Source organism: Streptomyces sp. NPDC019937 (genome assembly GCF_040631655.1).
In the GTDB taxonomy this organism is placed as follows: domain Bacteria; phylum Actinomycetota; class Actinomycetes; order Streptomycetales; family Streptomycetaceae; genus Streptomyces.
This window is the reverse complement of the sequence record NZ_JBEYAL010000003.1, coordinates 202,975-224,842: the sequence shown is the minus strand read 5'-3', so window position 1 is coordinate 224,842 and position 21,868 is coordinate 202,975. Positions and strand designations below refer to the sequence as shown.

At 71.8% G+C, this 21,868-nt stretch carries 19 protein-coding genes and 1 tRNA gene; 9 read left to right on the top strand and 11 right to left on the bottom strand.

Translation table 11 applies throughout. From position 1 onward, the window contains the following. Positions 1 to 37 precede the first annotated feature (37 nt). From tmk to ABZ562_RS04265, 5 genes are all read left to right on the top strand, one after another. Positions 38 to 3,250, top strand: coding sequence for a dTMP kinase (tmk, locus tag ABZ562_RS04285; RefSeq protein ID WP_361473793.1), 3,213 nt, complete (start codon positions 38 to 40; stop codon positions 3,248 to 3,250). A 66-nt stretch (positions 3,251 to 3,316) separates the two neighbouring features. Further along, entirely contained in the window at positions 3,317 to 4,537 is a 1,221-nt protein-coding gene (locus ABZ562_RS04280) for a DNA polymerase III subunit delta' (RefSeq protein WP_361473790.1), read from the top strand. 143 nt (positions 4,538 to 4,680) lie between these two features. Further along, positions 4,681 to 6,225: an alpha/beta hydrolase gene (locus tag ABZ562_RS04275; RefSeq protein ID WP_361473787.1), complete on the top strand. Its 1,545-nt coding sequence runs from the start codon at positions 4,681 to 4,683 to the stop codon at positions 6,223 to 6,225. 96 nt (positions 6,226 to 6,321) lie between these two features. Next, a tRNA-Thr gene (locus tag ABZ562_RS04270) sits at positions 6,322 to 6,395 on the top strand. Positions 6,396 to 6,901: 506 nt separating this feature from the next. Then, on the top strand, positions 6,902 to 7,741 hold the full coding sequence (locus ABZ562_RS04265) for an RNA polymerase sigma factor SigF (protein WP_361474039.1): 840 nt from the start codon (positions 6,902 to 6,904) through the stop codon (positions 7,739 to 7,741). Positions 7,742 to 7,915: 174 nt separating this feature from the next. Here ABZ562_RS04265 and ABZ562_RS04260 read toward each other — a convergent pair whose 3' ends face one another. Continuing rightward, on the bottom strand, positions 7,916 to 8,083 hold the full coding sequence (locus tag ABZ562_RS04260) for a hypothetical protein (RefSeq protein ID WP_055547167.1): 168 nt from the start codon (positions 8,081 to 8,083) through the stop codon (positions 7,916 to 7,918). A gap of 141 nt (positions 8,084 to 8,224) precedes the next feature. Here ABZ562_RS04260 and ABZ562_RS04255 point away from each other — a divergent pair, with 141 nt between their 5' ends. From ABZ562_RS04255 to ABZ562_RS04240, 4 genes are read left to right on the top strand one after another with little or no spacing between them, the layout of a single operon-like run. Further along, the gene (locus ABZ562_RS04255; protein ID WP_361473784.1) at positions 8,225 to 8,581 is read left to right on the top strand and encodes a PRC-barrel domain-containing protein; all 357 of its coding nucleotides are present in this window, start codon (positions 8,225 to 8,227) and stop codon (positions 8,579 to 8,581) included. A 39-nt stretch (positions 8,582 to 8,620) separates the two neighbouring features. Then, positions 8,621 to 8,791, top strand: a complete 171-nt coding sequence (locus ABZ562_RS04250; RefSeq protein WP_361473781.1) for a hypothetical protein — start codon at positions 8,621 to 8,623, stop codon at positions 8,789 to 8,791. Then, complete coding sequence (locus ABZ562_RS04245; protein ID WP_361473778.1) at positions 8,788 to 9,930, top strand: glycosyl hydrolase family 8; 1,143 nt, start codon at positions 8,788 to 8,790, stop codon at positions 9,928 to 9,930. Before ABZ562_RS04250 ends, ABZ562_RS04245 begins: the two co-directional genes overlap by 4 nt. Continuing rightward, positions 9,918 to 10,202: a hypothetical protein gene (locus tag ABZ562_RS04240; protein ID WP_361473775.1), complete on the top strand. Its 285-nt coding sequence runs from the start codon at positions 9,918 to 9,920 to the stop codon at positions 10,200 to 10,202. Before ABZ562_RS04245 ends, ABZ562_RS04240 begins: the two co-directional genes overlap by 13 nt. 37 nt (positions 10,203 to 10,239) lie before the next feature. Here the strand turns inward: ABZ562_RS04240 and ABZ562_RS04235 are convergent, their stop codons facing one another. The 10 genes from ABZ562_RS04235 to ABZ562_RS04190 form a co-directional block, all read right to left on the bottom strand. Continuing rightward, positions 10,240 to 11,040, bottom strand: coding sequence for a polyprenyl synthetase family protein (locus tag ABZ562_RS04235; protein WP_361473772.1), 801 nt, complete (start codon positions 11,038 to 11,040; stop codon positions 10,240 to 10,242). Positions 11,041 to 11,108: 68 nt separating this feature from the next. Continuing rightward, positions 11,109 to 12,665 (bottom strand): GAF domain-containing sensor histidine kinase, encoded by a 1,557-nt coding sequence (locus tag ABZ562_RS04230; RefSeq protein ID WP_361473769.1) that lies wholly within the window; start codon positions 12,663 to 12,665, stop codon positions 11,109 to 11,111. An 83-nt stretch (positions 12,666 to 12,748) separates the two neighbouring features. Further along, a complete protein-coding gene (locus ABZ562_RS04225) occupies positions 12,749 to 13,438 on the bottom strand; it encodes a response regulator transcription factor (RefSeq protein ID WP_009716830.1) in 690 nt (229 codons plus the stop codon). A 162-nt stretch (positions 13,439 to 13,600) separates the two neighbouring features. Then, on the bottom strand, positions 13,601 to 14,278 hold the full coding sequence (locus tag ABZ562_RS04220) for a response regulator transcription factor (protein WP_361473766.1): 678 nt from the start codon (positions 14,276 to 14,278) through the stop codon (positions 13,601 to 13,603). Then, positions 14,275 to 16,194 carry a PAS domain S-box protein gene (locus ABZ562_RS04215; RefSeq protein WP_361473763.1) on the bottom strand — a complete coding sequence of 640 codons (1,920 nt, stop codon included), beginning with the start codon at positions 16,192 to 16,194 and terminating at the stop codon, positions 14,275 to 14,277. Before ABZ562_RS04215 ends, ABZ562_RS04220 begins: the two co-directional genes overlap by 4 nt. A 2-nt stretch (positions 16,195 to 16,196) precedes the next feature. Next, positions 16,197 to 16,628 (bottom strand): hypothetical protein, encoded by a 432-nt coding sequence (locus tag ABZ562_RS04210; protein ID WP_361473760.1) that lies wholly within the window; start codon positions 16,626 to 16,628, stop codon positions 16,197 to 16,199. A gap of 140 nt (positions 16,629 to 16,768) precedes the next feature. Then, on the bottom strand, positions 16,769 to 18,214 hold the full coding sequence (locus ABZ562_RS04205; protein ID WP_361473757.1) for a hypothetical protein: 1,446 nt from the start codon (positions 18,212 to 18,214) through the stop codon (positions 16,769 to 16,771). Positions 18,215 to 18,238: 24 nt separating this feature from the next. Continuing rightward, positions 18,239 to 19,948 carry a glycosyltransferase family 39 protein gene (locus ABZ562_RS04200; protein ID WP_361473755.1) on the bottom strand — a complete coding sequence of 570 codons (1,710 nt, stop codon included), beginning with the start codon at positions 19,946 to 19,948 and terminating at the stop codon, positions 18,239 to 18,241. Further along, a complete protein-coding gene (locus tag ABZ562_RS04195) occupies positions 19,938 to 21,233 on the bottom strand; it encodes a glycosyltransferase (protein WP_361473752.1) in 1,296 nt (431 codons plus the stop codon). Before ABZ562_RS04195 ends, ABZ562_RS04200 begins: the two co-directional genes overlap by 11 nt. Further along, positions 21,230 to 21,643: a GtrA family protein gene (locus tag ABZ562_RS04190; protein ID WP_361473750.1), complete on the bottom strand. Its 414-nt coding sequence runs from the start codon at positions 21,641 to 21,643 to the stop codon at positions 21,230 to 21,232. Before ABZ562_RS04190 ends, ABZ562_RS04195 begins: the two co-directional genes overlap by 4 nt. Positions 21,644 to 21,868: the final 225 nt, after the last annotated feature.

Below are 21,868 nucleotides of genomic sequence, written 5' to 3'. Positions count from 1 at the left end.
GGGACGTGGATTCACGTGATCCGGATAGGCTGGCGGGATGACGCGAGAGCAGCCTTCGGACGTGACCCCCACTTCCGGCGCCCTTGCCGCGGACTCCCGCGAGCGTGCCGTCCGAGCCCTCCTGCGCTATCCGCCGCTACGCCGGCTCTGGAGCGCCCAACTCGTCAGCGGTGCCGCGGACGGGCTGGCCGTGCTGGTGCTCGTCCTGCTGTCGCTGCAGGCCGCGGTGTCCGCGGGCTCGTTCGGCGGCGGCTATCGCGGAGCGGCGCTGGCGGTCGCGGCCGTTCTGGGCGTGCGGCTCCTCGCGACGCTGCTGTTCGGGGCGGTGTTCCTCGGCCCGCTCTCCGCGCTGATCGGCCCGTCCGGTCCGCTGGACCGCCGCTGGACCATGATCGGCGCGGATGGGCTGCGGCTCGTCCTGCTGCTCATCGCGCCGCTGTGGATCGACTGGACGCCCGACGACGCCGTCGCCTGGCTGCTCATCACCACCTTCGTCGTGGGCGTCGCCGAGCGCCTCTGGACCATCGCCAAGGACGACGCGGCCCCCGCGCTGCTCCCCGCGCCGCCCGTCGAGGGCGCCGCGGTGCGCCCGCTGCCCGACCACATGGATGCGCTGCGCCGCCTGTCGCTGCGGACGAACTTCCTCAGCGTGCCGCTTGCCGCCGCCGGGCTGCTGGTTGTCATGCTCATCGGCAGGCTGCTGGGGACGGGCGTCAGCTGGTTCCACGAACATCAGGCGGCGCTCGGCTCGTACGTCGGCGCCGGCCTGTTCGCCGCGTCCATCTCGGTCCTCTACTTCGTGGAGCTGCCCGGCGCGCAGACGCCCCGTACGCGCTCCCCGCTCGAAGGGCTGCGCCGTCCGCGCGCCGTCTCCGGCACCGGTGCCGACAAGGGCCGTACCGGCGCCGTACCGCTGCTGATCCTCGCCTGCGCCGGAGTGGCGGCCGCGATCGCCGCGGCCGTGGGCGTCGCCGCGCTGCAGGCCGTCGACCTCGGCGGTGGCCCGGTCGGCTTCTCGCTGTTCGTGCTCGTGCTCAGCGGTGGCCCGGCGGTCGGCATCCGCTCGGCGCCCAAGGTCCTCCCGGGGCTCTCGCGGCGGCGGCTGCTCGCCCTGTCGGTCGCGCTGACCGGTCTCGCGCTGCTCACTGCGGGTCTGGTGCACGACGCGACGACCGTCCTGATGATCGCGCTGCTCGCCGGTCTGTCGGCCGGAGTCGCGGCGAACACCGGCCACTCCCTCCTGGACCAGGAGCTGGAGGAGGCCCGCCGGCCCCGGATGACCGAGCACCTGCACGCCGTCGTCCGCGTGGCCGTCGGCCTCGGCGCGGTCGTCGCCCCGCTGCTCGCCGCCGTGATCGGGCCGCACCGGCTCGGCAGCGGCGACTTCGTGTTCGCCCACGGCGGCGCCGCCTTCACGCTCATGCTCGTCGGCGCGCTGCTGCTGCCCATCGCGGCGCTGGTCCTCGGCCGCACCGACGACCGGCAGGGCGTGCCGCTGCGGCGCGATCTGCGCGAGGCGCTGCTGCGCGGCGGGGGCGCGGAGGAGGCCCCGGCCGCGACCGGATTCTTCATCGCCGTCGAGGGCGGCGACGGAGCGGGCAAGTCCACGCAGGTCGAGGCGCTGGCCGAATGGGTCAGGGCCAAGGGCCACGAGGTGGTCGTGACCCGCGAGCCGGGCGCGACCGCCATCGGCAAGCGGCTGCGCTCGATCCTGCTCGACGTCTCGTCCGCGGGCATCTCGCACCGCGCGGAGGCGCTGCTGTACGCGGCGGACCGCGCCGAACACGTCGACTCGGTGGTCCGTCCGGCCCTGGAGCGCGGCGCGGTCGTCATCTCCGACCGCTATATCGACTCCTCCGTCGCCTACCAGGGCGCGGGCCGCGACCTCGCCGCGACCGAGATCGCCCGCATTTCCCGCTGGGCGACGAACGGCCTGGTGCCGCATCTGACGGTGCTGCTCGACGTCTCCCCGGAGACCGCGCGCGAACGCTTCACCGAGGCCCCGGACCGGCTGGAGTCCGAGCCCGCCGAGTTCCACCAGCGGGTGCGCTCCGGATTCCTCGCCCTCGCCGCCGCCGACCCGGCCCGCTATCTGGTCGTGGACGCCGGGCAGCTGCCGGAGGCGGTCACCTCCGTCGTGCGCCACCGCCTGGACCAGATGCTGCCGCTGTCGGAGGCGGAGGTGAAGGCCCAGGAGGAGGCCCGCAAGGCGGCGGAGGAAGAGGCGCGCCGCAAGGCCGAGGAAGAGACCGCCCGCAAGGCGGAGGAGGAGCGGCTGGAGCGCGAGCGCCAGGAGGCGCTGGCCAAGGCCCGCGCCGAGGAGGAGGAGCGCAAGCGCCGCGAGCTGGAGGAGGCGCGGCAGCGCGAGGCCGAGCGGCAGGCGGAGGAGGCCCGTAAGCGGGCCGAGGACGCGCGCCGCCGGGCCGAGGAGGACCGCAAGCGCATCGAGGCCGAGGACCGCGCCCGCGCCGCCGAGCAGGAACGGCTGCGCCGCAAGGCGGAGGTGCAGGCCCGGGAGCGGGCCGAGGCGGCGGCGCGCCGCCAGGAGGAGCAGCGCAAGGCGGAGGAGGCGCTGCTGCGGGCGGAGCAGGCGCGGATGGCGTCGGACGCCCCGACCGTGGAGACCGAGCTCCCGGGGTCGGCCGGTACGGCGGGCGATACGACTGGTGATGCGGTGGCTGACACGGCGGCTGACACGGCATCGGGTGCGGCGGCTGATGCGGCCCCGGACGCGGCCGAGACGGTCCGGACGCCGCGCTTCGACCCGCGGGCCGCCCGCGATCCCCGCGCGCGTGACGCGGACGCCGACGAGACGGCCGTGCTCCCGCCGGTGCGTCCCGGGCAGGATCCGGACGTCGAGGAGACCACGGTCCTTCCCCAGCCGCAGGCCCCGGAGTCCTCCGCGACCGATGAGACGGCTGTCCTGCCGCCCGTACGGGACGAGCCGCCCGTACGCGAGGAGCGGTCCGCCGATCCGGCCGACCGGGTTCCGCCGTGGATGTTCCGCAAGGAGGAGCCGGGGCAGGACCAGGGCCGGGCGCAGGAGAACGACCGGACGCGCGAGCTGCCGCAGTTCGACCAGGACCAGCACCAGGACCAGCACCAGGACCAGCCGCGACGTCGGCGCCCGCGCCCCGAGTGGGCGGAGGAGACCCCGCTGGACGACCTGCCGACCCTTGCCGACGAACTCCTCGGCGACCGGGAGCGCGACCGTGACGACGAGGGCGGCGGCGGCCGGCGCCGCCGCTGACCGCCTCGCGGCGTTGTCGGTGGGGTGCCCCACAATGGGACGCGTCGGGCACGAACGGAGGCAGTCATGGCGGTATGGGACGACCTGGTCGGGCAGGACCGCGTAGCGGCCCAGCTGACCGCTGCCGCGCGTGACGCGGACGCGCTGGTCACGGCCGGCGCGTCGGCCGAGCCCGGCTCCCCGTCCATGGCGTCGTCGAAGATGACCCACGCCTGGCTGTTCACCGGGCCGCCCGGTTCCGGCAGGGCCACCGCCGCCCGCGCCTTCGCCGCCGCGCTGCAGTGCGTGAGCCCCGACCGGGCGCTCGGCGGCGTCCCCGGCTGCGGTTTCTGCGACGGCTGCCACACCGCCCTGGTCGGTACGCACGCCGATGTGGAGGTGGTGCGGACGGACATGCTCACCATCGGCGTCAAGGAGACCCGCGAGCTCGTCCGCCGCGCCCAGCTCTCGCCCGCGGGCGGCCGGTGGCAGGTCATCGTCATGGAGGACGCCGACCGGCTCACCGAAGGCGCGGGAAACGTGCTGCTGAAGGCCGTCGAGGAGCCCGCGCCGCGCACCGTGTGGCTGCTGTGCGCGCCCTCCCTGGAGGACGTGCTGCCCACCATCCGCTCCCGCTGCCGCCTCCTCACCCTGCGTACGCCCCCGGTGGACGCCGTCGCGGACATCCTCGTCCGCCGCGACGGCATCGACCCCGAGCTGGCCGCCTCCGCCGCCCGCGCCACCCAGGGGCACATCGGCCGCGCCCGGCGGCTGGCCACCGACGAGCGGGCCCGGACCCGCCGCAGGGCGGTGCTGAAGCTCCCGCTGCGCATCGACGACGTGGGCGGCTGCCTCAAGGGAGCGCAGGAGCTGGTCGACGCGGCGGCCGAGGACGCCAAGCAGGTCGCGGAGGAGGTCGACGCCAAGGAGACCGAGGAGCTGCGCGCCGCGCTCGGCGCCGCCGCCGGTACGGGCGGGCGGCTGCCGCGCGGCACGGCCGGGGCCATGAAGGACCTCCAGGACCGCCAGAAGCGTCGTGCGACCCGCACCCAGCGCGACAGCCTTGACCTGGCCCTGACGGAGCTGACGGGCTTCTACCGGGACGTGCTGGCCCTCCAGCTCGGCTCCCAGGTCGCGCTCGCCAACACCGACGTACGGGACGCCCTGGAGCGGGTCGCGGCGGGCTCGAAGCCGGAGCGGACGCTGCGCAGGATCGAGGCGGTCTCGGCCTGCCGCGAGGCGCTGGACCGCAATGTGGCGCCGCTGCTGGCGGTGGAGGCGATGACCATGGCGCTGCGCGCGGGCTGAGCCCAAAGACCCGTGCTCCGCGGGCGCGGGCCGGTTCCTCACCCGTACGAGTGAGCCGGTCGGCGCATGGAGCGTAGTCGGACGGATACCCTCCGTATCGCTGGTGGCTCCTCGCCAGCGCCCGCGACCCGAGGGATCCGCCGATGGCCACCAGCCGCAGCAGCACGCTCACCACCATCGGCGTCGCCGTCGCGGGCGCCGCCCTGCTGTTCTCCGGCTGCACCGCCGGAGCCTCGGCGCCGCGCGCCGCGTCCATGCCGACGGCCGTCCCCAGCGCCCTCAAGCCGTACTACGGCCAGTCCCTGAGCTGGCACAAGTGCCCCGGCGGCGCGGGCTTCGACTGCGCCACGCTGAAGGCCCCGCTCGACTACGCCAAGCCCGGCGCCGGCCGCGACCTCAAGCTGGAGGTCTCCCGGAAGAAGGCGGCCCGCCCCGCCCGCCGCATCGGCTCGCTCCTGGTCAACCCGGGCGGCCCGGGCGGCTCCGCGATCGGCTATCTGCAGACCTTCGCGGCGATCGGCTATCCGGCGGCGGTCCGCGCGCGGTACGACCTGGTCGCGATGGACCCGCGCGGCGTGGCCGGGAGCGAACCGGTCACCTGCCTGAACGACCGGCAGATGGACGCCTTCACCCGGACCGACCAGACCCCCGACGACTCCGCCGAGACCCGTCGGCTCGTCGCCGCGTACAAGACGTTCGCGCGCGGCTGCGCGGCCCGCTCCGGCCGCATCCTCCGTCATGTCTCGACCGTCGAGGCGGCGCGCGACATGGACCTGCTGCGCGCCGCCCTCGGCGACCGCGAACTCGCCTACGTCGGCGCCTCCTACGGCACCTTCCTCGGCGCGACCTACGCCGACCTCTACCCGGCCCGCGTCGGCCGCCTCGTCCTCGACGGCGCCCTCGACCCCACGCTGACCTCCCGGCGCATGAACCGCGACCAGACCGCCGGCTTCGAAACCGCCTTCACCGCCTTCGCCCGGGACTGTCTCCGCCGCTCCGGCTGTCCCCTCGGCGCCGGCGCCGTGGGATCCGCCCGCACGCGGCTCAGCGCCCTCTTCCGCCGCATCGACTCCCACCCCGTCCCCACCGGCGGCTCCCGGACGCTGACCGAATCCCTCGCCACCATCGGCGTGATCACCGCGATGTACGACGAGGGCGCCTGGCCCCAGCTGCGCACCGCCCTCCGCGCGGCCCGGCGCGGCGACGGCGAGGGCCTGCTGAACCTCGCCGACCTCTACTACGAGCGCGACACCGACGGCCGTTACGCCAACCTCATGTACGCCAACCCCGCCGTCAACTGCCTCGACCTCCCGCCCGCGTTCCGCACCCCCGCCGAGGTCCGCGCCGCCCTCCCCGCCTTCGAGAAGGCCTCCCCCGTCTTCGGCGCGTCCCTGGCCTGGTCCGCCCTGAACTGCGGCTACTGGCCCGTCCCCCCGACCGGCCGCCCCCACCCCCTCCGGGCCGAGGGCGCCGCCCCCATCGTCGTCGTCGGCACCACCCGCGACCCCGCCACCCCGTACCGCTGGGCCCGCGCCCTCGCCTCCCAGCTCACCTCCGCCACCCTCCTCACGTACGACGGCGACGGCCACACCGCCTACGCGCGCGGCAGCCGCTGCGTCGACACGGCGATCAACACCTACCTCCTCACCGGTCGGCCCCCCGCCCCGGCCCACCGCCGCTGCACCTGACCTCCCGGTCCGCCGCCCCGGAACCCCGTACGGAGCACCCCCCGGGACTGTGTAGACTTGGCGAAGCTGCTGCTGCCGATCAGGCGCCACCAGCATGCCGCCTTAGCTCAGTCGGCCAGAGCGACGCACTCGTAATGCGTAGGTCAAGGGTTCGATTCCCTTAGGCGGCTCATGAGAAGCCCAGGTCACCTCGTGTGACCTGGGTTTTTTGCTGGGTGGCCCGTGTGCGCCGCAGGAGGATCCGCCGCCTCCGGACCCCCGGCCGTCGGAGCGGCGGGCGCGTCCGTGGGTGGCGAGGGGGCTGCCCCTCGATCCGGCCCTGGCGGCTTTCGCGACGAGCAGGATGATCGCCGCGCAGGCGCGGCGATCATCACCACGTTGAACAGGGGACCCATCGAGCCCCTGCTTCCCCAGCCGGTCTCCGTCGCGGACGAGTTGGGGAGGGTCGGTGGTCGGCAGTGGGGCCGGGGCTTCGGGGAGGGGGTCAACGGGTCCGGGTGTCCAGGTCAGTTGGGGGTCGATTTGCCCGGTTATGCCACGGTGCCCTCGTCGGCGCTCGAAGAAAAAAGCATGGAGGTGTGAATGGTGGGTAGGCGGCTCCTCGTTCAGCTGCAACAAGCCGATGGGCAGGGAGGGCGAAGTGAACGGCACGGCAACCGTGGACTCGTCGGAGCTGATGGCAGGGGAGGCTGAGCAGGCGTGCGCGGTGGTCGGACTGCCGGCCGTGGCGGACCCGACCAAGGTGACGCCACAGGACGCTCGTGCGCTGACCAAGGTCTTCCTTGACCGGCTGACGGAATTGGAAGAGGGGACGCACGACTACCAGTACGTGCGCAACACCCTGATCGAGCTCAACCTTTCGCTGGTGCGGTATGCCGCCCGGCGATTCCGTAATCGTTCGGTGGAGATGGAGGACGTCGTCCAGGTCGGGACGATCGGGCTGATCAAGGCGATCGACCGGTTCGACCTGACTCGCGAGGTGGAGTTCACGACCTTCGCCGTTCCGTACATCGTCGGTGAGATCAAGCGGTTCTTCCGTGACACGAGCTGGGCGGTGCACGTGCCGCGCCGGCTGCAGGAGTTGCGGATCGATCTGGCCAAGGCGAACGAGGAGCTGTTCCAGCGGCTGGACCGGTCGCCGACGACGACCGAGTTGGCCGAGCATCTGAACCTGAGCGAGGAGGAGGTCCTCGACGGGCTGGTGGCCAGCAATGGGTACAGCACCTCGTCGCTGGACGCGCCCGCCGACCCCGAGACCGGAACGACCCGCGTCACCACCTACGCGGACCGGATCGGTGAGGTCGACCCCGCGATGGAGGTCGTGGAGAACCTGCACGCCCTCAAGCCGTTGATGGAGCAGCTGGGCGAGCGCGACCGGCGCATCCTCCAGATGCGGTTCGGCGAGGAGATGACCCAGTCCGAGATCGGTGCCGAGCTGGGTGTGTCCCAGATGCATGTGTCGCGGCTGCTCACGAAGGCGCTGACGCGGCTGCGACGCGGTCTGCTGGCCGACTGACCGGCCTGGGCGCCGGCCAAAGCCGACTGATCGCCGACTGATCAGGGCCGAGCCGTATCACGGCTCGGCCCTGGCGCGTGTCCGCCCTGGTTCAGCAGCACCGTACGAGCGCGCACGCACGAGTGGGGCCCGACCGGGAATCCGGTCGGGCCCCACTCCTTCCTTATGGCCGTGCTACCAGCGGTACCAGCGGCCTCGGCGGCCGCCCGTCGTGGGACGGATGATGAATCCGAGGAGCCAGACAGCTAGAACGATCACGGCGATCCACCACAGTGCCTTCAGGGCGAACCCGGCACCGAAGAGAAGGAGCGCGAGAAGCAGTACCACGAGAAGGGGGACCATGATTATCAACCTCCGACGCCCGAGTACCCCTCCGCCGAGGGCACACGCCTGATCATTTCGGTCAGTTGTCGAACACCGTCTCGAGGCGCAGCCTGGATGTGTACAGGGCGGTCAGGGCCGCCAGGGCGGAGGGTGATGGTCATGATCCAGCCGGCTGATATCCGTGAGTGGCGCGACCGCGATGTCGTGGACGACGAAGGCCGCAAGATCGGCGCGCTGGAGTCGGTCTATGTGTCCACGGCCAACGACGAGCCGCAGATGGCGACGGTCCGTACCGGGATGCCCACCCGGCACCGTCTGGTTTTCGTCCCCGTGGACGACGCGATCGTGGGACCGGGCTACGTCAAGGTGTCGTACGCGCGGGCGCTGGTGAAGAAGGCCCCGTCGCTCGGTGTGGACGATGTGCTGCCCGCCGACGAGGAGGGCGCGATCTTCCAGTACTACGGCAAGGCGTACCAGGCGGGCGCGGGCGGTCAGCGGCGGCTCGCCCGCCGTTGACGGCTGCCCTCGATCGAGGGGCCGGGGAGGTGTCGCGCGGTGGCTCTCTTCCTCTTCTTCGTGATCGTGGCGATGGTGCTCGGGCTCATCGGCACGGTGGTGCACGGGCTGGGATACCTGCTGGTCGTCGGGGTGGCGGTGTTCGTGGCCGATGTGATCTTCCTGGCCGTGCACTGGTCGCGGCGGGCGCGGCGGCGGCCGCTGCGATGAGGGCCGGTGGGCCGGTCGTGCCGTTCGGCGGCCATGCGTTCCCGTACGCCCCCGGCACGTTGCGGCTCTCCGGCGATCCGGTGGCGGCGGACCGGCGGGTGCTGGAGCACTACCTGCTGTGGAAGAGCCATTTCGTACGGTCCCGGAGCGCTGGCTCGTGCGCGGTGTACGCCCCCGACGCGGCGTATCCGTACGTCGCCGAGGCGCAGGGGTACGGCATGGTGATCAGCGCGCTGATGGCGGGCGCCGACCCCGACGCGCGGGATGTCTTCGACGGAATCCTCCGGTATGTCCTCGACCATCCCTCCGCCGGTCATCCCGAACTGCACGCCGCCCAGCAGGACGATGCGGGGCGGGACGTCGGCGGGGCGAATTCCGCGACCGACGGTGACCTGGACATCGCCTACGGGCTGCTGCTCGCGGACCGGCAGTGGGGTGGCGATTACCTGGCGCGGGCGATACGGCGGATCGAGGCCGTCCGGGAGACCGGACTGCCCGCGGCGGGCGGGCCGATCAAGCTGGGCGACTGGTCCTCGGGCCACTTCGACGAGGTCTCCCGCACCTCGGACTGGATGCCCGGCCACTTCAGGGCGTTCCGGGCGGCGACGGGGGACCCGCGGTGGGGCGAGGCGCTGGACGCGCATCTGTCGCTGGCGGGGGCGCTGCAGCGGCAGTACGCGCCGGAGACCGGGCTGCTGCCGGACTTCGTGGTGGATGCGAGGACCGATCCGAAGCCCGCGCCGGGGCAGGTGCTGGAGAGCGCGCACGACGGTGATCACCACTGGAACGCCTGCCGTGTCCCCTGGCGGATCGGGGTGGACGCGGTGGTGAGCGGCGATGCCCGGGCGCGGGCGGTGGCCGGGCGGATGGGGCGGTGGATGCGAGCGGCGACGCACGGCGACCCGGGCCGCATCCGGTGCGGATACCGGCTGGACGGTGCGGCGTACGGGGAGGGCGCGGCGGGGGCGTTCGTCGCCCCCTTCGGGGTGGCCGCGATGGTGGGTGGCGGCGGGCAGGAGTGGCTGGACGCGCTGTGGGAGTGGATGGCGGCGTCGCCGCCGGTACCGGACCGGTACTACTCGGCGAGCGTGCAGCTTCAGGTGATGCTGGTGGTCAGCCACAACTGGTGGCCGCCGTAGCGGTCGTCCCGGCGGCCCGGGACGTGGGGTGGAATCGGGTGGCGCGGGGCCGGGGTTTCCGTGGGGTGGAGACGCACAGGGGACAGGGCGAGGGGGCGGGCGCGAGCGCGTACCGGTGCGGTGGCGCGGGCGAGTGCCGGCGCCGTGGCGCGGGGGCGCGGCGCGCCGTTGCGCGGGCGCTGGTACGGCGGCGGGAGGCGCTGGACCCCGGGGCGCTGGCACGGTTGCGGCGATTCGGGGAGGCGCTGTCGCGGGGCGAGCGGCCGTTCTGAGCCGTCAGTGGTCCTCGGGGGCAGTGGCCCTGAGCCGTCAGCCGTCCTGGATCACCGTGTCGCACAGGTCCGCCAGGGCCTCGCGGGCCGGGCCCTCGGGGAGGTCGGTGAGGGCCTTGCGGGCCGCGGCGCATTGGCGGTGCACCTCCTGGCGGGCCTCGGCCACGGCCGGGGCCGAGGCGTCGCCGGAGAGGAGGACCGGCAGCGTGGGGGCGCCCTGGACCGGGGAGCGCAGTTCGGCGGCGAGGTGGCGGGCCACTCCCAGTCGCTCGCCGTACACCGCGAGGGCGTCCGCGATCTCCTCGCCGGCGCCCGAGGCCAGCGCGCCGAGACGGCCGGAGACGGCGGTGAGGGCGCCGGTGCGGGCGGCCAGGGTCCGCAGGTGATGGGCGACCGGGTCGTGGCCGTCGCGGGGGCCGGTCGTCTCCAGGATCTGGCCGCTGACCAGGCGCTTGAACGCGTCGGCCTGGAGCCGTACGGCCCGTGGCCCCAGCCCGGCCAGCAGGCGCGAGGCCCGGGCGAAGAGGAAGTCGCCGATGAGCACGGCGACCGAGGCGTTCGCCTCGTGCCGTACGTCGTCGTGGTAGCGCGTCGCCAGATAGGTCAGTTCGACGACGACCGCCGAGGGCACCACGCCCGGCGCGTCCGGATCGCCGAATTGGGCGGCCAGCAGCACCAGCAGCGGCCGTAACCGGCGGCCGCCCGGGCGGGCCAGATGGCGGGCGGCCTCGCTGATGAACGGCACGTCGCTGCGGGTGGCCCCTACGAGGCCGTCCTCGACCGCCGCCAGCGCGGCCCGCAGATCCGGTTCCCGCGTGTGGTTCCCGACGACGATCACCCCGGTTTTCCCTTCACGGAGTCCGACATGGAGGGGCAGTAATGTCTCATATGTCGCTCGGGTTCGGCTCACGGCTCGGCCGGGACCGTGGCCCGGATCCGGCTTCCCTGCCCCGGGCGGCTGTCCACGAGCAGGGTGCCGCCCACCTCCCGGGCCCGTTCGCGCATCGACAGCAGCCCCAGATGGCCGGGGAACGTGCCCTGGGAGTCGAAGCCCACGCCGTCGTCGGCCACGGTCAGCGTGACCGTGTCGGGGCCGCTGAGCAGGTGGAGGGTGACCTTCCGGGCCCGGGAGTGCTTGGCGATGTTGTGCAGCGACTCCTGCGCGATCCGGTACAGGGCGTGCTTGGCCTCCGGTGTGGTCTCCGGCTCGGACCCGAGCGTCGCCTCGGCCGTGATGCCGTACCGGTCCCGCAGCGTCTCCACGTGCTGGGTGAGCGCGGCGACCAGGCCCTCGGCCTCCAGCGACTCGGGCCGCAGCTGGCACAGCAGGGTCCGGGTCTCGGCGATCGCGACGTCCGCGAGCCGCCGGATGTACTCGATCGGCTCGGCGAGCTGCGCCAGCTGGACCACCCCGGTCGGCTCGGCCAGATCGCGTTCCAGCAGCTCACGGGCGGTACGGGCGCCCAGCGCGATGCCGTACAGCGCCTGCGAGACCGAGTCGTGCAGCTCCCGGGAGACCCGCTGCCGTTCCTCCCGTACCGCCGTCTCCCGGGCGGCGGCGCGCTGCCGGTCGGTCTCCACGGCGCACGCCGCGTGGCCCGCGATGACCTCCAGGACGGTCATGTCGGTCTCGCCGGGGCGGCGGCCCGCCGGGAAGTGGCAGCACATCGCGCCGATCACGGTGGTCTCGCGCAGCAGCGGCCAGGCGGCCACCGCACCCCGCGCCGGAGCCTCCCCGGTCCCGGTCCCGCCCTGGTGGATCACCGGCGTGGCGCCCGCGATCGCCTCCAGCGCGATTCTGCGGGACGGCGGGGTGTGCCCGTGGCCGCCGCCCGCCATGCGCAGGACGGCGCCCGGCCCGGGCTCCAGCAGGTAGACGGTGCAGCTCGCGGCGGTGGTACGGGCCACCGCGGCCGCGGCCAGGGAGTCCAGGGCCCGCCGTACGGAATTCTGCCCGGCGCCCGCGGCGGCGGTGGCGGCCACCCGGCGCAGCTGTTCGCGGCCGCGGAGCCGGGCCACGGCGAGCCTGGCGGGCTCCGCGAACATCCGGACGGTCTTCACATCGGCCCGGGTGAGCCGTCGGCCGCCGCGCCGTGTCGCCACCTCGATCACGCCCGCGGTCTGGCCGCGCACCAGCAGTGGCGCGTCCAGTACGCAGGCCAGGGCCGCGTCGTGCGGAACCCGCTGGAAGAGGCCGAAGAGGGTGGGGCGCTTGGGCTCGCCCCCGGAGACCGTGGGGCGTCCGGCGCGGATGGCCTGACGGGCGGGGGCGGACCCGCCCGGGGTCAGCAGCCCACGGGGGACGGCCTCCGGGGCGCCGTCGGTGGCCCGTACCGCCAGGATGTCGCCCGGCTCCAGCACCATGATCCGCGCCAGGTCGGCGCCCAGCAGTTCGCGCAGCCGGTGGGCGATCAGCCGCAGCACCTCGTCGCCCGGCTCGCCGACGAGGACCTGCTCGGTCACCTCGGCGAGCGCGGTGCGACGGCGCCGCCACCTCACCGGCGTGAAGCCGTGCCCGTACCGGTGCCCATGTATCCCAAAAGCGATCACGCCGACCACCACTGCTCCCTCGTCGTGGACTCCAGTGCCTCGGGCGGGGTCAGCTCACCGGCCGGCACCAGGCCCGACTGCACCGCGTACACCGCCGCCTGGGTCCGGCTGTGCACGCCGAGTTTGGTCAGGATGTGGCTCACGTAGGTCTTCACGGTCTGCTGGCCGATGCGCAGGTCGCGGGCGATCTCCTTGTTGGCCTTGCCGCGGGCCAGCATCGTCAGGACCTCGGTCTCCCGCTCGGTGAGCTGTTCGGGTCCGCTCGGCTCGCGGACCTGGCCCATCAGCCGGGAGATCGCGGCGGGGGAGACATGGATCTGGCCGGCGGCCGCGGCCTTCACCGCGTTCCTCAGGTCGTCGGCCTCGGCGTTCTTCAGCAGGAAGCCGATCGCCCCGGCCCGTACCGCGCCCATCACCATGGCGTCGTCGAGGGAGCTGGTCAGCGCGACCACCTCGACCTCGGGGATGTCCTGGCGGATTTCCGCCGTGGCCGACACTCCGTCCATCACGGGCATCAGCAGGTCCATGAGGACGACGTCGGGGCACAGCTCGCGGGCCAGCCGTACGGCCTCCCGGCCGTTGGTCGTCTCGCCGACCACCTTGATCTCGTTGTCGAGCCCGAGGATCATGCGCAGGCCCTGCCTGACCACCGCATGATCGTCTGCGATCAGAACGCGAAGCGCCACGTTGACTCACCTGCCCATGGAACGAGAGCGACGGAACGGACGGGAACGACGGAACGGAGGTCCAGCTACGCGCACGGGAAGGGAACTCGGTGAGTGCTGTCCGGAATTCCAACAGCGGGGGGATTTTGTCCCCCATTCGTCCGCCCCCGGTTGACCGAGGCGCTACTCCGGTTCCACGGGCCGGAAACCCCACTCGGTGGCCCTGGCGACGGCCTCCAGCTGCGAGCGGACCTCGAGCTTCTCCAGGATCTTGCGCACATGGGTGCGGACGGTCGCGTAGCTGATGAGCAAGCGCTCCGCGATGGCCCGGTTGTCCAGGCCCTGGCTCATCAGGGTGAGGATCTCCTGCTCGCGCCGGGTCAGGCTCTCCAGCCGCCCGGTCTGCTCGGCGGTCGAGCGCGCCGACTCGCGGTGCCGGGACAGCACCTCCACCAGGGTGCCGGCCGGGATCAGCGTCTCGCCCTCGGCGGCGGAGCGGATGGCGGAGGCGATCTCGTCGCCGCTCGCCGACTTCAGCAGATAGCCGCAGGCGCCCGCCTCCACCGCGGCCAGCAGCGCCGAGTCGCTGGCGTCGGCGCTGAGGATCACGATCGCGGTGGAGGGGTCATGGGCCCGGATGCCCGCGGCCGCGTCGGCCCCGGTGCCGTCGGGCAGCCGGAAGTCGACCAGGGCCACATCGGGGGACAGCTCCTTGGCCATGGGCACGGTCTCGGCGACCGAGTCCGCCCAGCCGACCACGGTCAGGTCGCCGTACTCGGCCAGCAGCGCCCACAGTCCCTCGGCGACCACCCGGTGGTCCTCGACGATCAGGACCTTGGTCAGCTCCGCCGGGGCGGTCACGGCTCCGGTTCCCCTTCCGGGGACGGGCAGCCGAGGGATGGCGCGCCGAGGGCCGGGATCGGCGGAGGGTCGCCCAGCGGCACCCAGAACTCGACGGTGGTGCCCGCGCCCGGGGCGCTCTCGATACGGCACCAGCCGCCCGCGATCTGGGCCCGTTCCTGGATCAGGGACAGCCCGAGGTGGCCCGGGCGGGATTCGACCTCGAGGGGGTTGTAGCCCTGGCCGTCGTCGACGATCCGTACGAGACAGCCCTCGTCGAGCCCGAGCAGCTGGACGTGCACCGTCTTCGCCCGGGCGTGCTTGCGCACGTTCATCAGGGCTTCCTGCGCGGTGCGGTAGATCAGCGCCATGGTCTCGGCGGGCGGCTTGGCCGCGAGCCGGTCCTCCAGCCGGTAGGTGAGGCCGGTCTCGGTACGGATCTGCTCCAGCAGTCCGCGCAGCGCGGCGGCCAGGCAGCCGTGCTCCAGGCTGGACGGCCGCAGATCGAAGATCAGCTGGCGCAGCCGGCTGAGCGACAGCTTCAGGGTCTCGTCCAGCTTGTCCATCACCCGCTGCTCCTCCGGGTCCCGCAGCCGCCGCCGCAGCTGCTGGAGCCGGAGGCTGGCCGCGGTGATCACCTGGATGGTGTCGTCGTGGATGTCCGCCGCGATCCGCCCGCGCTCGGCCTCCTGGGCGTGCACGAGATGGCTGAGCAGGGCCTGCCGGTCCCGGTCGGTGACCTCCAGCAGCTCCAGGCTGCGTTCCAGGACGAACTGGGCGCGCTGCACCTCGGTGATGTCGCGGACGGTCAGGACGGTCAGCAGCCCCTCCTCGGTGCGCAGCGGGCTGATGCTGACGTCGGCCGGGAACTGCTTGGCGTCGCTGCGCCGGCCGACCAGCTCCATGCTGTGGCCGAGCGGTTCCTCGGTCTCGTCCCATTCGCGCAGCGAGATGGTCAGCGGCTGGTCGGGCAGCAGCGCCTCGACGGCGCGGCCGATGAGATGGTCGCGGTCGTAGCCGAAGAGGGCTTCGGTGCGGTTGTTGGCGGCCTGGATGCGCCCGGCGGTGTCCACGATCATCATCGCGTCCGGGGAGGACTCGATGAGCTGGCGGAACCGGCTCTCGGCGGCCCGCAGCTGGCTCAGGTCGGCGACGAAGACCACGCCGCGGGCCCGCTTGCCCTGCAGATGGCCGCCGCTGAACTGGGCGGGGAACTCGGTGCCGTCCCGGCGGCGGCCCGCCATCGCCGACGGCGCGCTGAACACCCGGCCGACGAGCTGTTCGGAGGCGGTGCGGTAGCGCTCGGGGACGAGGTCCCGCAGCCGCTTGTCGCGCATCTCGGACGAGCTGTAGCCGAACATGTGCCGTACGTGTGCGTTCGCGAACTCGATCCGGCCGCGGGAGCCGAGGACCAGCACGCCGCAGGGGGCGTGGCCGAGCAGGTCCAGATACGACTCCTCCAGCCGGCCGCCCACCAGGTCCTCGAAGCGCCAGGAGGCGCGGTCGGCGCGGCGCAGGGGTTCGGCGCAGTCGGTGAGGAGGTCGGCGGACATGGAGAACTGGTCGCGGGCGGCCCGGTTGATCGCCTCGAGTATCTCCTCGGCGGGGGTGCCCTTGACCAGGTAGCCGGTGGCGCCGACGGCGAGCATGTTGAGGACGGTCTCGCGGTCGCCGTGGGCGGACAGCGCGACCACGCGGGCGCCGGGGGCCTGGTCACGGATGGCGCGGACGCTGCCCGGGGCGTCGCCCTTGGGCATGTGCACATCCATGATCACGACGCGGGGGTGGTGCTCGACCGCCTCGCGCACGGCCTGCTCGTGGTCGATGGCCAGCCCCACGAGCTCCAGGTCGGGGTGGGAGTCGATGAGGTCCGCGAGGGCTTCCCGGACTGCCGGGTCGTCATCGGCCACCACAACGTCGATCCGGTCGTCACCCATCGCTACCCACCTCCCTTGAGGACGGCACCCTGCAGTTCGCGGATGCTGAGTTCATCGCGCCGGCAGTGCGCCAGCGACGGCATGACCGCGGCGAGCGGCGCGACCAGCACGTTGTAGTGGCTTCCGATGCGGTCGCACACGGCGACCGCCGCCGCGGCGTCCCACACCGCGGCCCAGAAGGCCCAGTCGTGACGGCGGTGGTTACGGGCCGCGTCCAGGGCGGCGCGGCGCGCGACGGCGGCGGCCACGAGGATGCGGTACCGCTCCTCGTCGGTCGTGGTGCGGTGGACCTCCGCCCATCCCTCGGCCCGGGTCTGGCTGGAGGTCTGCTTCCACAGATCGGCCACCCGGTCGATTTCTTCGGGGGAGAGGTCCTCGATATGGGTCAGGAACTGGAGGACTCTTCGCGAGTTGGGGCCGAAAATAATACTCATAGGACACTCCAGGACGCATGGTACATCTCCGGACTATCGCGAACGTGGGCCCAGGGGCCCTGAAGGCGGCCGGACGGACCTGCCGGCCCACGTTCCCGCTTCGGGCGTCTTCGCCGACGTCACCGGCGTCACCGTCGTACCTAATCGTTCTGTCCGTGGCCCGAGGACATGTTGATGCTCGCCTTGGCGATGCCGCCGCTCTTCTGGCCGATGAGCTGGAAGGCGACGCCGTTCTCGTCGGCCGGGGTGATCCGGTACGAGCCCACCGCCGACGCCTTGCCGCGGCTGTCGACCTGGAAGGTCGCGATCTTCCGCTGCCCGGTGGAGCCGGAACCGGCGTACGCGGTCACCGTCTCGCCCGGGGCGAAGCCCGCGACGTAGAAGCTCAGCGTGGTGCCCGCCCGGCCGCCGAAGGCGCTGGGCTCGGCGGACGGGGTGTACGGCAGCACCGTGAACCCCGAGCGCACCACGGCCCGGCTCTGGTCGCCGATCGCCATCAGCGTCTGCCGGCCCTTGAGTCCGAACGGCACGTTGAACGCCACGTCGCGGATCTGGCCCATGCCGTTCGCCTGGGCGGTGAAGGCGGGCAGCCCGCTGTTGCGGTTGATGTAGACCAGCACCCGCTCGCCGGGCGCGAACTTGTTGGCGGACAGCGTGATCCGCTGACCGGCCTTGAGCGCGTACGGCTTGGACTTCATCGACGGGTACATGGCCAGCATCTGGAAGGGCGCGGTGGCCGTGGTCTTGCTGCGCTTGCCCACCAGGACCAGCGTGCTGTTGCCGGTCGGGGCCACCCCGACCTTGATGTCCGCGCGGCCCACGCTGCCGCCGCTGTCGGTGTGCAGCGTGGTGACGGGGACGCCGGTGGTCCGTCCCCAGAACACGTCGATCGACTCGCCGGGCCGGAAGCCGTGGGCGCTGACCGAGACGGTGTCGCCCGGCCGGCCGACCAGCTTGTTGATCCGCGCGGTGCCGACCGCGCCGCCGGTGATCACCTTGGCCTCGGCCGCGTTGGCGCTGCCGCGCTGCTGGGCGACGAGGGTGGCGGGCCGGCCGCTGTTGGACTCGGGCACGGTGAACCGGGCGTAGATCGAGCCGTAGCGGTCGGTGCGGACGCTGCCGATGGCCCGGCCCTTGGTGTCCGACGCCCGGGCCTTGAGCAGCAGGTCCACGGTGGACTTCTTGCCGAAGCCGCCGCCCTCGACCGTCGCCTTGCCGCCTGGGGTCACCAGGCCCGGGTTGAGCACGATGATCGGGCCGGACGCCTGCGGGACGCGCTGGTTGCCCAGCTTGATGGTCTTGGGCTGCTTGGGCGGCCGTACCTCCTGCCGCTCGTGCGGATGCCCCTTCTTCGGGGCGCCGCCGCCTCCGTTGCCGGTGGTGTCGAGGGCGCCACCGAAGCCACCGCGCGCGATCACCTGCACGAGCGATCCGACGATCGCGAAGACCACGAGAGCGAGCAGGACCGTCTTCCAGGTGAGCTTCTTCTTGGGCTTGTCGCCCGGGTCGTTCCCGGCCGGGGATTCCTCCTCGTACTCGGGAACATCCCTGTCCTCCGGAACATCCCAGTCGTCGTACTCAGGCATGGCCTTCACCTCCTCTTCCCGCGGCTATTGCACCCGGTAGATTTCGAGCTTGATGTTGCCCTGGATGTCCGACCAGACCCGGTCGGAATTCTGCAGGGCCTTGAGGATCCAGTTTTCGCGGCCGTCGGCGTTATTCGTCGCCATCGACTTGCGCATTTTGTTCGACATGATGATGTAGTCGATGTTCTGCCATCTCTTTTTGAACAGCTTGTCGCGCACATCGGGGTCGGACGAGGCGTTCCAGTGCGAATGCGCGTAGGGGTAGAACGGACGCACATCGTGCAGCTCTCCCCATAGGTCGTCGTCCATGATGATGCGCGAATTGGGCGGGACGTGTTTACGCACCCAGGCGATCTGGTCGTGCTGCATTTTGGTGAGATTGATCTTGGACTGGTACTGGTCCGCTATCTGCACATGGCCCTCGGTATTGGTGTGCACCAGATATCCGGAGGACGGTGACATCACCAGGACGACGGCGACCAGCGACGGCACGCCGACCCGTACGAGGGAATGTGCCTGCCGCATGAAACGACTCTGGAAAGAGGCCTTCAGCAGTCGGTCCACGGCCATGCCGATGCTGATCGCGAACATGGGGATCAGCGGCGCGACGTAGAAGTCCAGCACCACGCTGCCGCGCAGCAGGTAGAAGGTGTAGCCGAAGGCCAGGGTGCCGACGATCAGATAGCCCAGGTTGCGCTGCCGGTCCCGCAGCCCCCACCACAGGCACAGCAGCATCGCCGTGAACCCGACGATCAGCATGAACGAGTCGCGCATCAGCCAGCTCGTGTAGAGCAGACCGTGGTGGCTGAGCAGGGTGCCCTGGCTGCGGTTGAGCTGCCACCACAGGGTGTAGAGCAGCGAGACGTGGTCCGCGGGCGGATTGTTCAGGTCGAAGTCGAAACCGGTCGGCAGAAGCTCGTTCTTGAGCAGCGCGTACGTCACATAGGCGCCGATCGGAGCCGCCGCGGCGAACGGCCAGAGGGTCCGGAGGAACCGGTGGCTCGCCGACCCCTTGATCCGCCGGTAGAGCAGATAGGTGAAGCTCGGCACGAAGAAGATCGCGTTTTCCTTGGTGATCAGCGCGAGTCCCAGGGCGAACCCGCCGCCGAACACCGATCTGATGGTGGTCTCCCGGCGCAGCAGGGCGAACAGGCTCAGCAGCAGCCAGAACATCATCAGGTTGTCCAGCAGCACTTGGCGCTGGTAGTAGACCGCGATCGGCGAGACGTTGAAGAAGAACGCGGCGATGGTGGCGGCCAGCGTGCTGCCCGACAGCCGCCGGGTGACCTCGAACAGCAGATAGACGCTCGCGACGTGCACCAGCAGCATCAGGAAGCGACCGGTGTTGATCGCGTTGCCGAACGTCTCGAACTGCTTCGGCAGCGGGAAGACCCAGCCGGCCAGCGTGATCCAGCCCGCCGGGGCGTGGTCGTAGTCGTAGGTGTAGGGGGACAGGCTGGTCTCCCGCACCAGCGACCAGGCCCGCTGCATGTAGATGCCCTCGTCGGTGAGGTAGAGGGGGTAGCGGAACAGGTGGTAGCCGTGGGTGAGCGCTCCGGTCAGCAGCGAGAGCACCAGGGCGATCCGCCCGGCGTTCCCCAGCGGCGGGAACCAGCCGCGCTCCACGGAGAACCGGCGGCGGCGCCGCGCGGGGGGCCGCTGCGGGGCGGCCCGGTCCTGGTCGGCGGTGGCCGGGTTCGAGGGTGCCCGGTGGGGCACGGGGTCATGCGACACGCGACTCCGCCTCCTCGGTCGGGCCCCGGTGGGCGCCCACGTGCTGTGTCTTCTCCCAGTCGTGGCGGCCGGCCATCTGCCGCCGCATGGCCCGCAGCGCGGCGTACGCGAGGACCATCTGGAACGGGAACCAGGCGATCGCCATCCGGACGACGGCCTTCGGCGAGGCTTCGAGGCCATGGGCGTCGGTGAACTCGTACAGGCCGACCATCTGCACCAGGAAGTGCGCGACCAGCAGCAGTACGGGCAGATACGAACAGAGCGCGATCAGCACCGGCACCTTGAGGATCAGGATCATGCCGAGCGAGATCGGCAGATAGAGGCCGAGCAGCGCCTGCCCGCGCGGGAACACCAGCACGTAGAAGGCCAGCCAGCGCTGTTTGCGCGTCGGCATCTTCTTCCAGGTGCCCTTCTTCAGCGTCTGCATGAAGCCCTGGCTCCAGCGGGTGCGCTGCCGGATGAAGTGGCCGAGGGTGGGCGGGGTCTCCTCCTTGGTCACATACCGGTCGTCGTAGACCACGCGCACCCGCTCGCCCATGGCCGAGATCCGCAGGCCCATGTCCGCGTCCTCGGTGAGGTTGCGGTCGTCCCAGCCGCCGAGCTTCAGCAGCAGGGCACGGGAGAAGAAGACGGTGTTGCCGCCGAGCGGGATGGAGCCGTGGTGGGCGTGGTAGTGCAGCCGGCTCTTGAACCAGAAGAAGTACTCCAGGACGTTCAGCGTGGAATACCAGTTGGACTGGTAGTTCATGAGCTGGACGCCTGCCTGCACCACCCGGACCCGCTCCTGCACCATCACGGTGTTGACGAGCCGGAATATCTTCGGGTGGATGTCGTCCTCGGCGTCGAAGATGGTCACGACCTGGTTGGCGGTCTGCGGCAGGGCGGTGTTGAGCCCGTGCGGCTTGTTGATCGGCCCGTCGTCGAAGACCACGACCCGCACGTTGTGCAGCCCTTCCCGGGCCAGCTGGTCGATCTTCTCCTCGGCCTTTTTCACGGTGCCGTCGTCGTCCTGTGAGCAGATCACGAAGACCTCCAGCAATTCGGCCGGATAGTCGGCGCGCACCACCCGCTCGATCGTGGACTGGATGACGTCTTCCTCATGCCGGGCGGGCAGCAGCACGCTGAAGGAGAGCCGCGGCGGAATGAAGGTCTCCGGCGCCCGGGCCTTCCGCTCGGCGTCCGCCCGGTCCCAGGTGTAGAGCATGAGGTAGAGGACGTGGCTCGACTGCACGGTGAGCAGCACCGAGACCGACACCAGCACCAGATAGACGATCGGGATCATCATCGGCTTCGCCTCCCCCACACCCAGCCGGTACTGCACACGAAGTTGACCGCGAACGCGGCGGCGATGCCGAGGCAATTCGCCAGCAGGAGATGCATTCCGGCGTGCACCAGCGACCAGACGAGCACGACGTTGATCGCGAGTCCGCCGAGCACGGATATGTTGAATTTGACGAAACGTCCGGCCGACGGCGTGCGCAGGGCGAAGGTCCACCGGTCGTTGAGCAGATAGTTGTGGACCACGGCCAGTTCCACCGCGATGCCGGACGCCACCAGAAGCGGCAGCCCCACCCAGTGGTAGAGCGCGAAAAGCGCCGCCGAATTCACCAGCACACCGCCCCCGCCGACCACGGCGAACCGCAGCGCCAGACCGGGCAGACCCGCCGTCCTCCGCCGCGGCGAACGGGTCCGCACAGGGCTCCCGTTTCGCCGGTGGGTGGTCACGTCCGCTCGATCGCCCGGCTCTCCCGTGCGCTCACTGAACGTTCGGAAACGCTGCATCGCGACTCCCTCGACAGGAGGCTCTTATCGCCGTCGAGACCCAGAGTGCGTCACCCGCAAAGGAGGTAGTACCCGCGCCCGGGGGAGCGGTGAGTGCACCTTCGGCGGACCTCTTTCCTCCCCCATTTCGGGGAGCGC

Excerpts from the sequence above, each read along its gene's own strand:
- tmk (WP_361473793.1), top strand. The coding sequence starts at position 38 with ATGACGCGAGAGCAGCCTTCGGACGTGACCCCCACTTCCGGCGCCCTT.
- ABZ562_RS04280 (WP_361473790.1), top strand. The coding sequence starts at position 3,317 with ATGGCGGTATGGGACGACCTGGTCGGGCAGGACCGCGTAGCGGCCCAG.
- ABZ562_RS04275 (WP_361473787.1), top strand. The coding sequence starts at position 4,681 with ATGGCCACCAGCCGCAGCAGCACGCTCACCACCATCGGCGTCGCCGTC.
- ABZ562_RS04265 (WP_361474039.1), top strand. The coding sequence starts at position 6,902 with ATGGCAGGGGAGGCTGAGCAGGCGTGCGCGGTGGTCGGACTGCCGGCC.
- ABZ562_RS04260 (WP_055547167.1), bottom strand. The coding sequence starts at position 8,083 with ATGGTCCCCCTTCTCGTGGTACTGCTTCTCGCGCTCCTTCTCTTCGGT.
- ABZ562_RS04255 (WP_361473784.1), top strand. The coding sequence starts at position 8,225 with ATGATCCAGCCGGCTGATATCCGTGAGTGGCGCGACCGCGATGTCGTG.
- ABZ562_RS04245 (WP_361473778.1), top strand. The coding sequence starts at position 8,788 with ATGAGGGCCGGTGGGCCGGTCGTGCCGTTCGGCGGCCATGCGTTCCCG.
- ABZ562_RS04215 (WP_361473763.1), bottom strand. The coding sequence starts at position 16,194 with ATGGGTGACGACCGGATCGACGTTGTGGTGGCCGATGACGACCCGGCA.
- ABZ562_RS04210 (WP_361473760.1), bottom strand. The coding sequence starts at position 16,628 with ATGAGTATTATTTTCGGCCCCAACTCGCGAAGAGTCCTCCAGTTCCTG.
- ABZ562_RS04205 (WP_361473757.1), bottom strand. The coding sequence starts at position 18,214 with ATGCCTGAGTACGACGACTGGGATGTTCCGGAGGACAGGGATGTTCCC.
- ABZ562_RS04195 (WP_361473752.1), bottom strand. The coding sequence starts at position 21,233 with ATGATGATCCCGATCGTCTATCTGGTGCTGGTGTCGGTCTCGGTGCTG.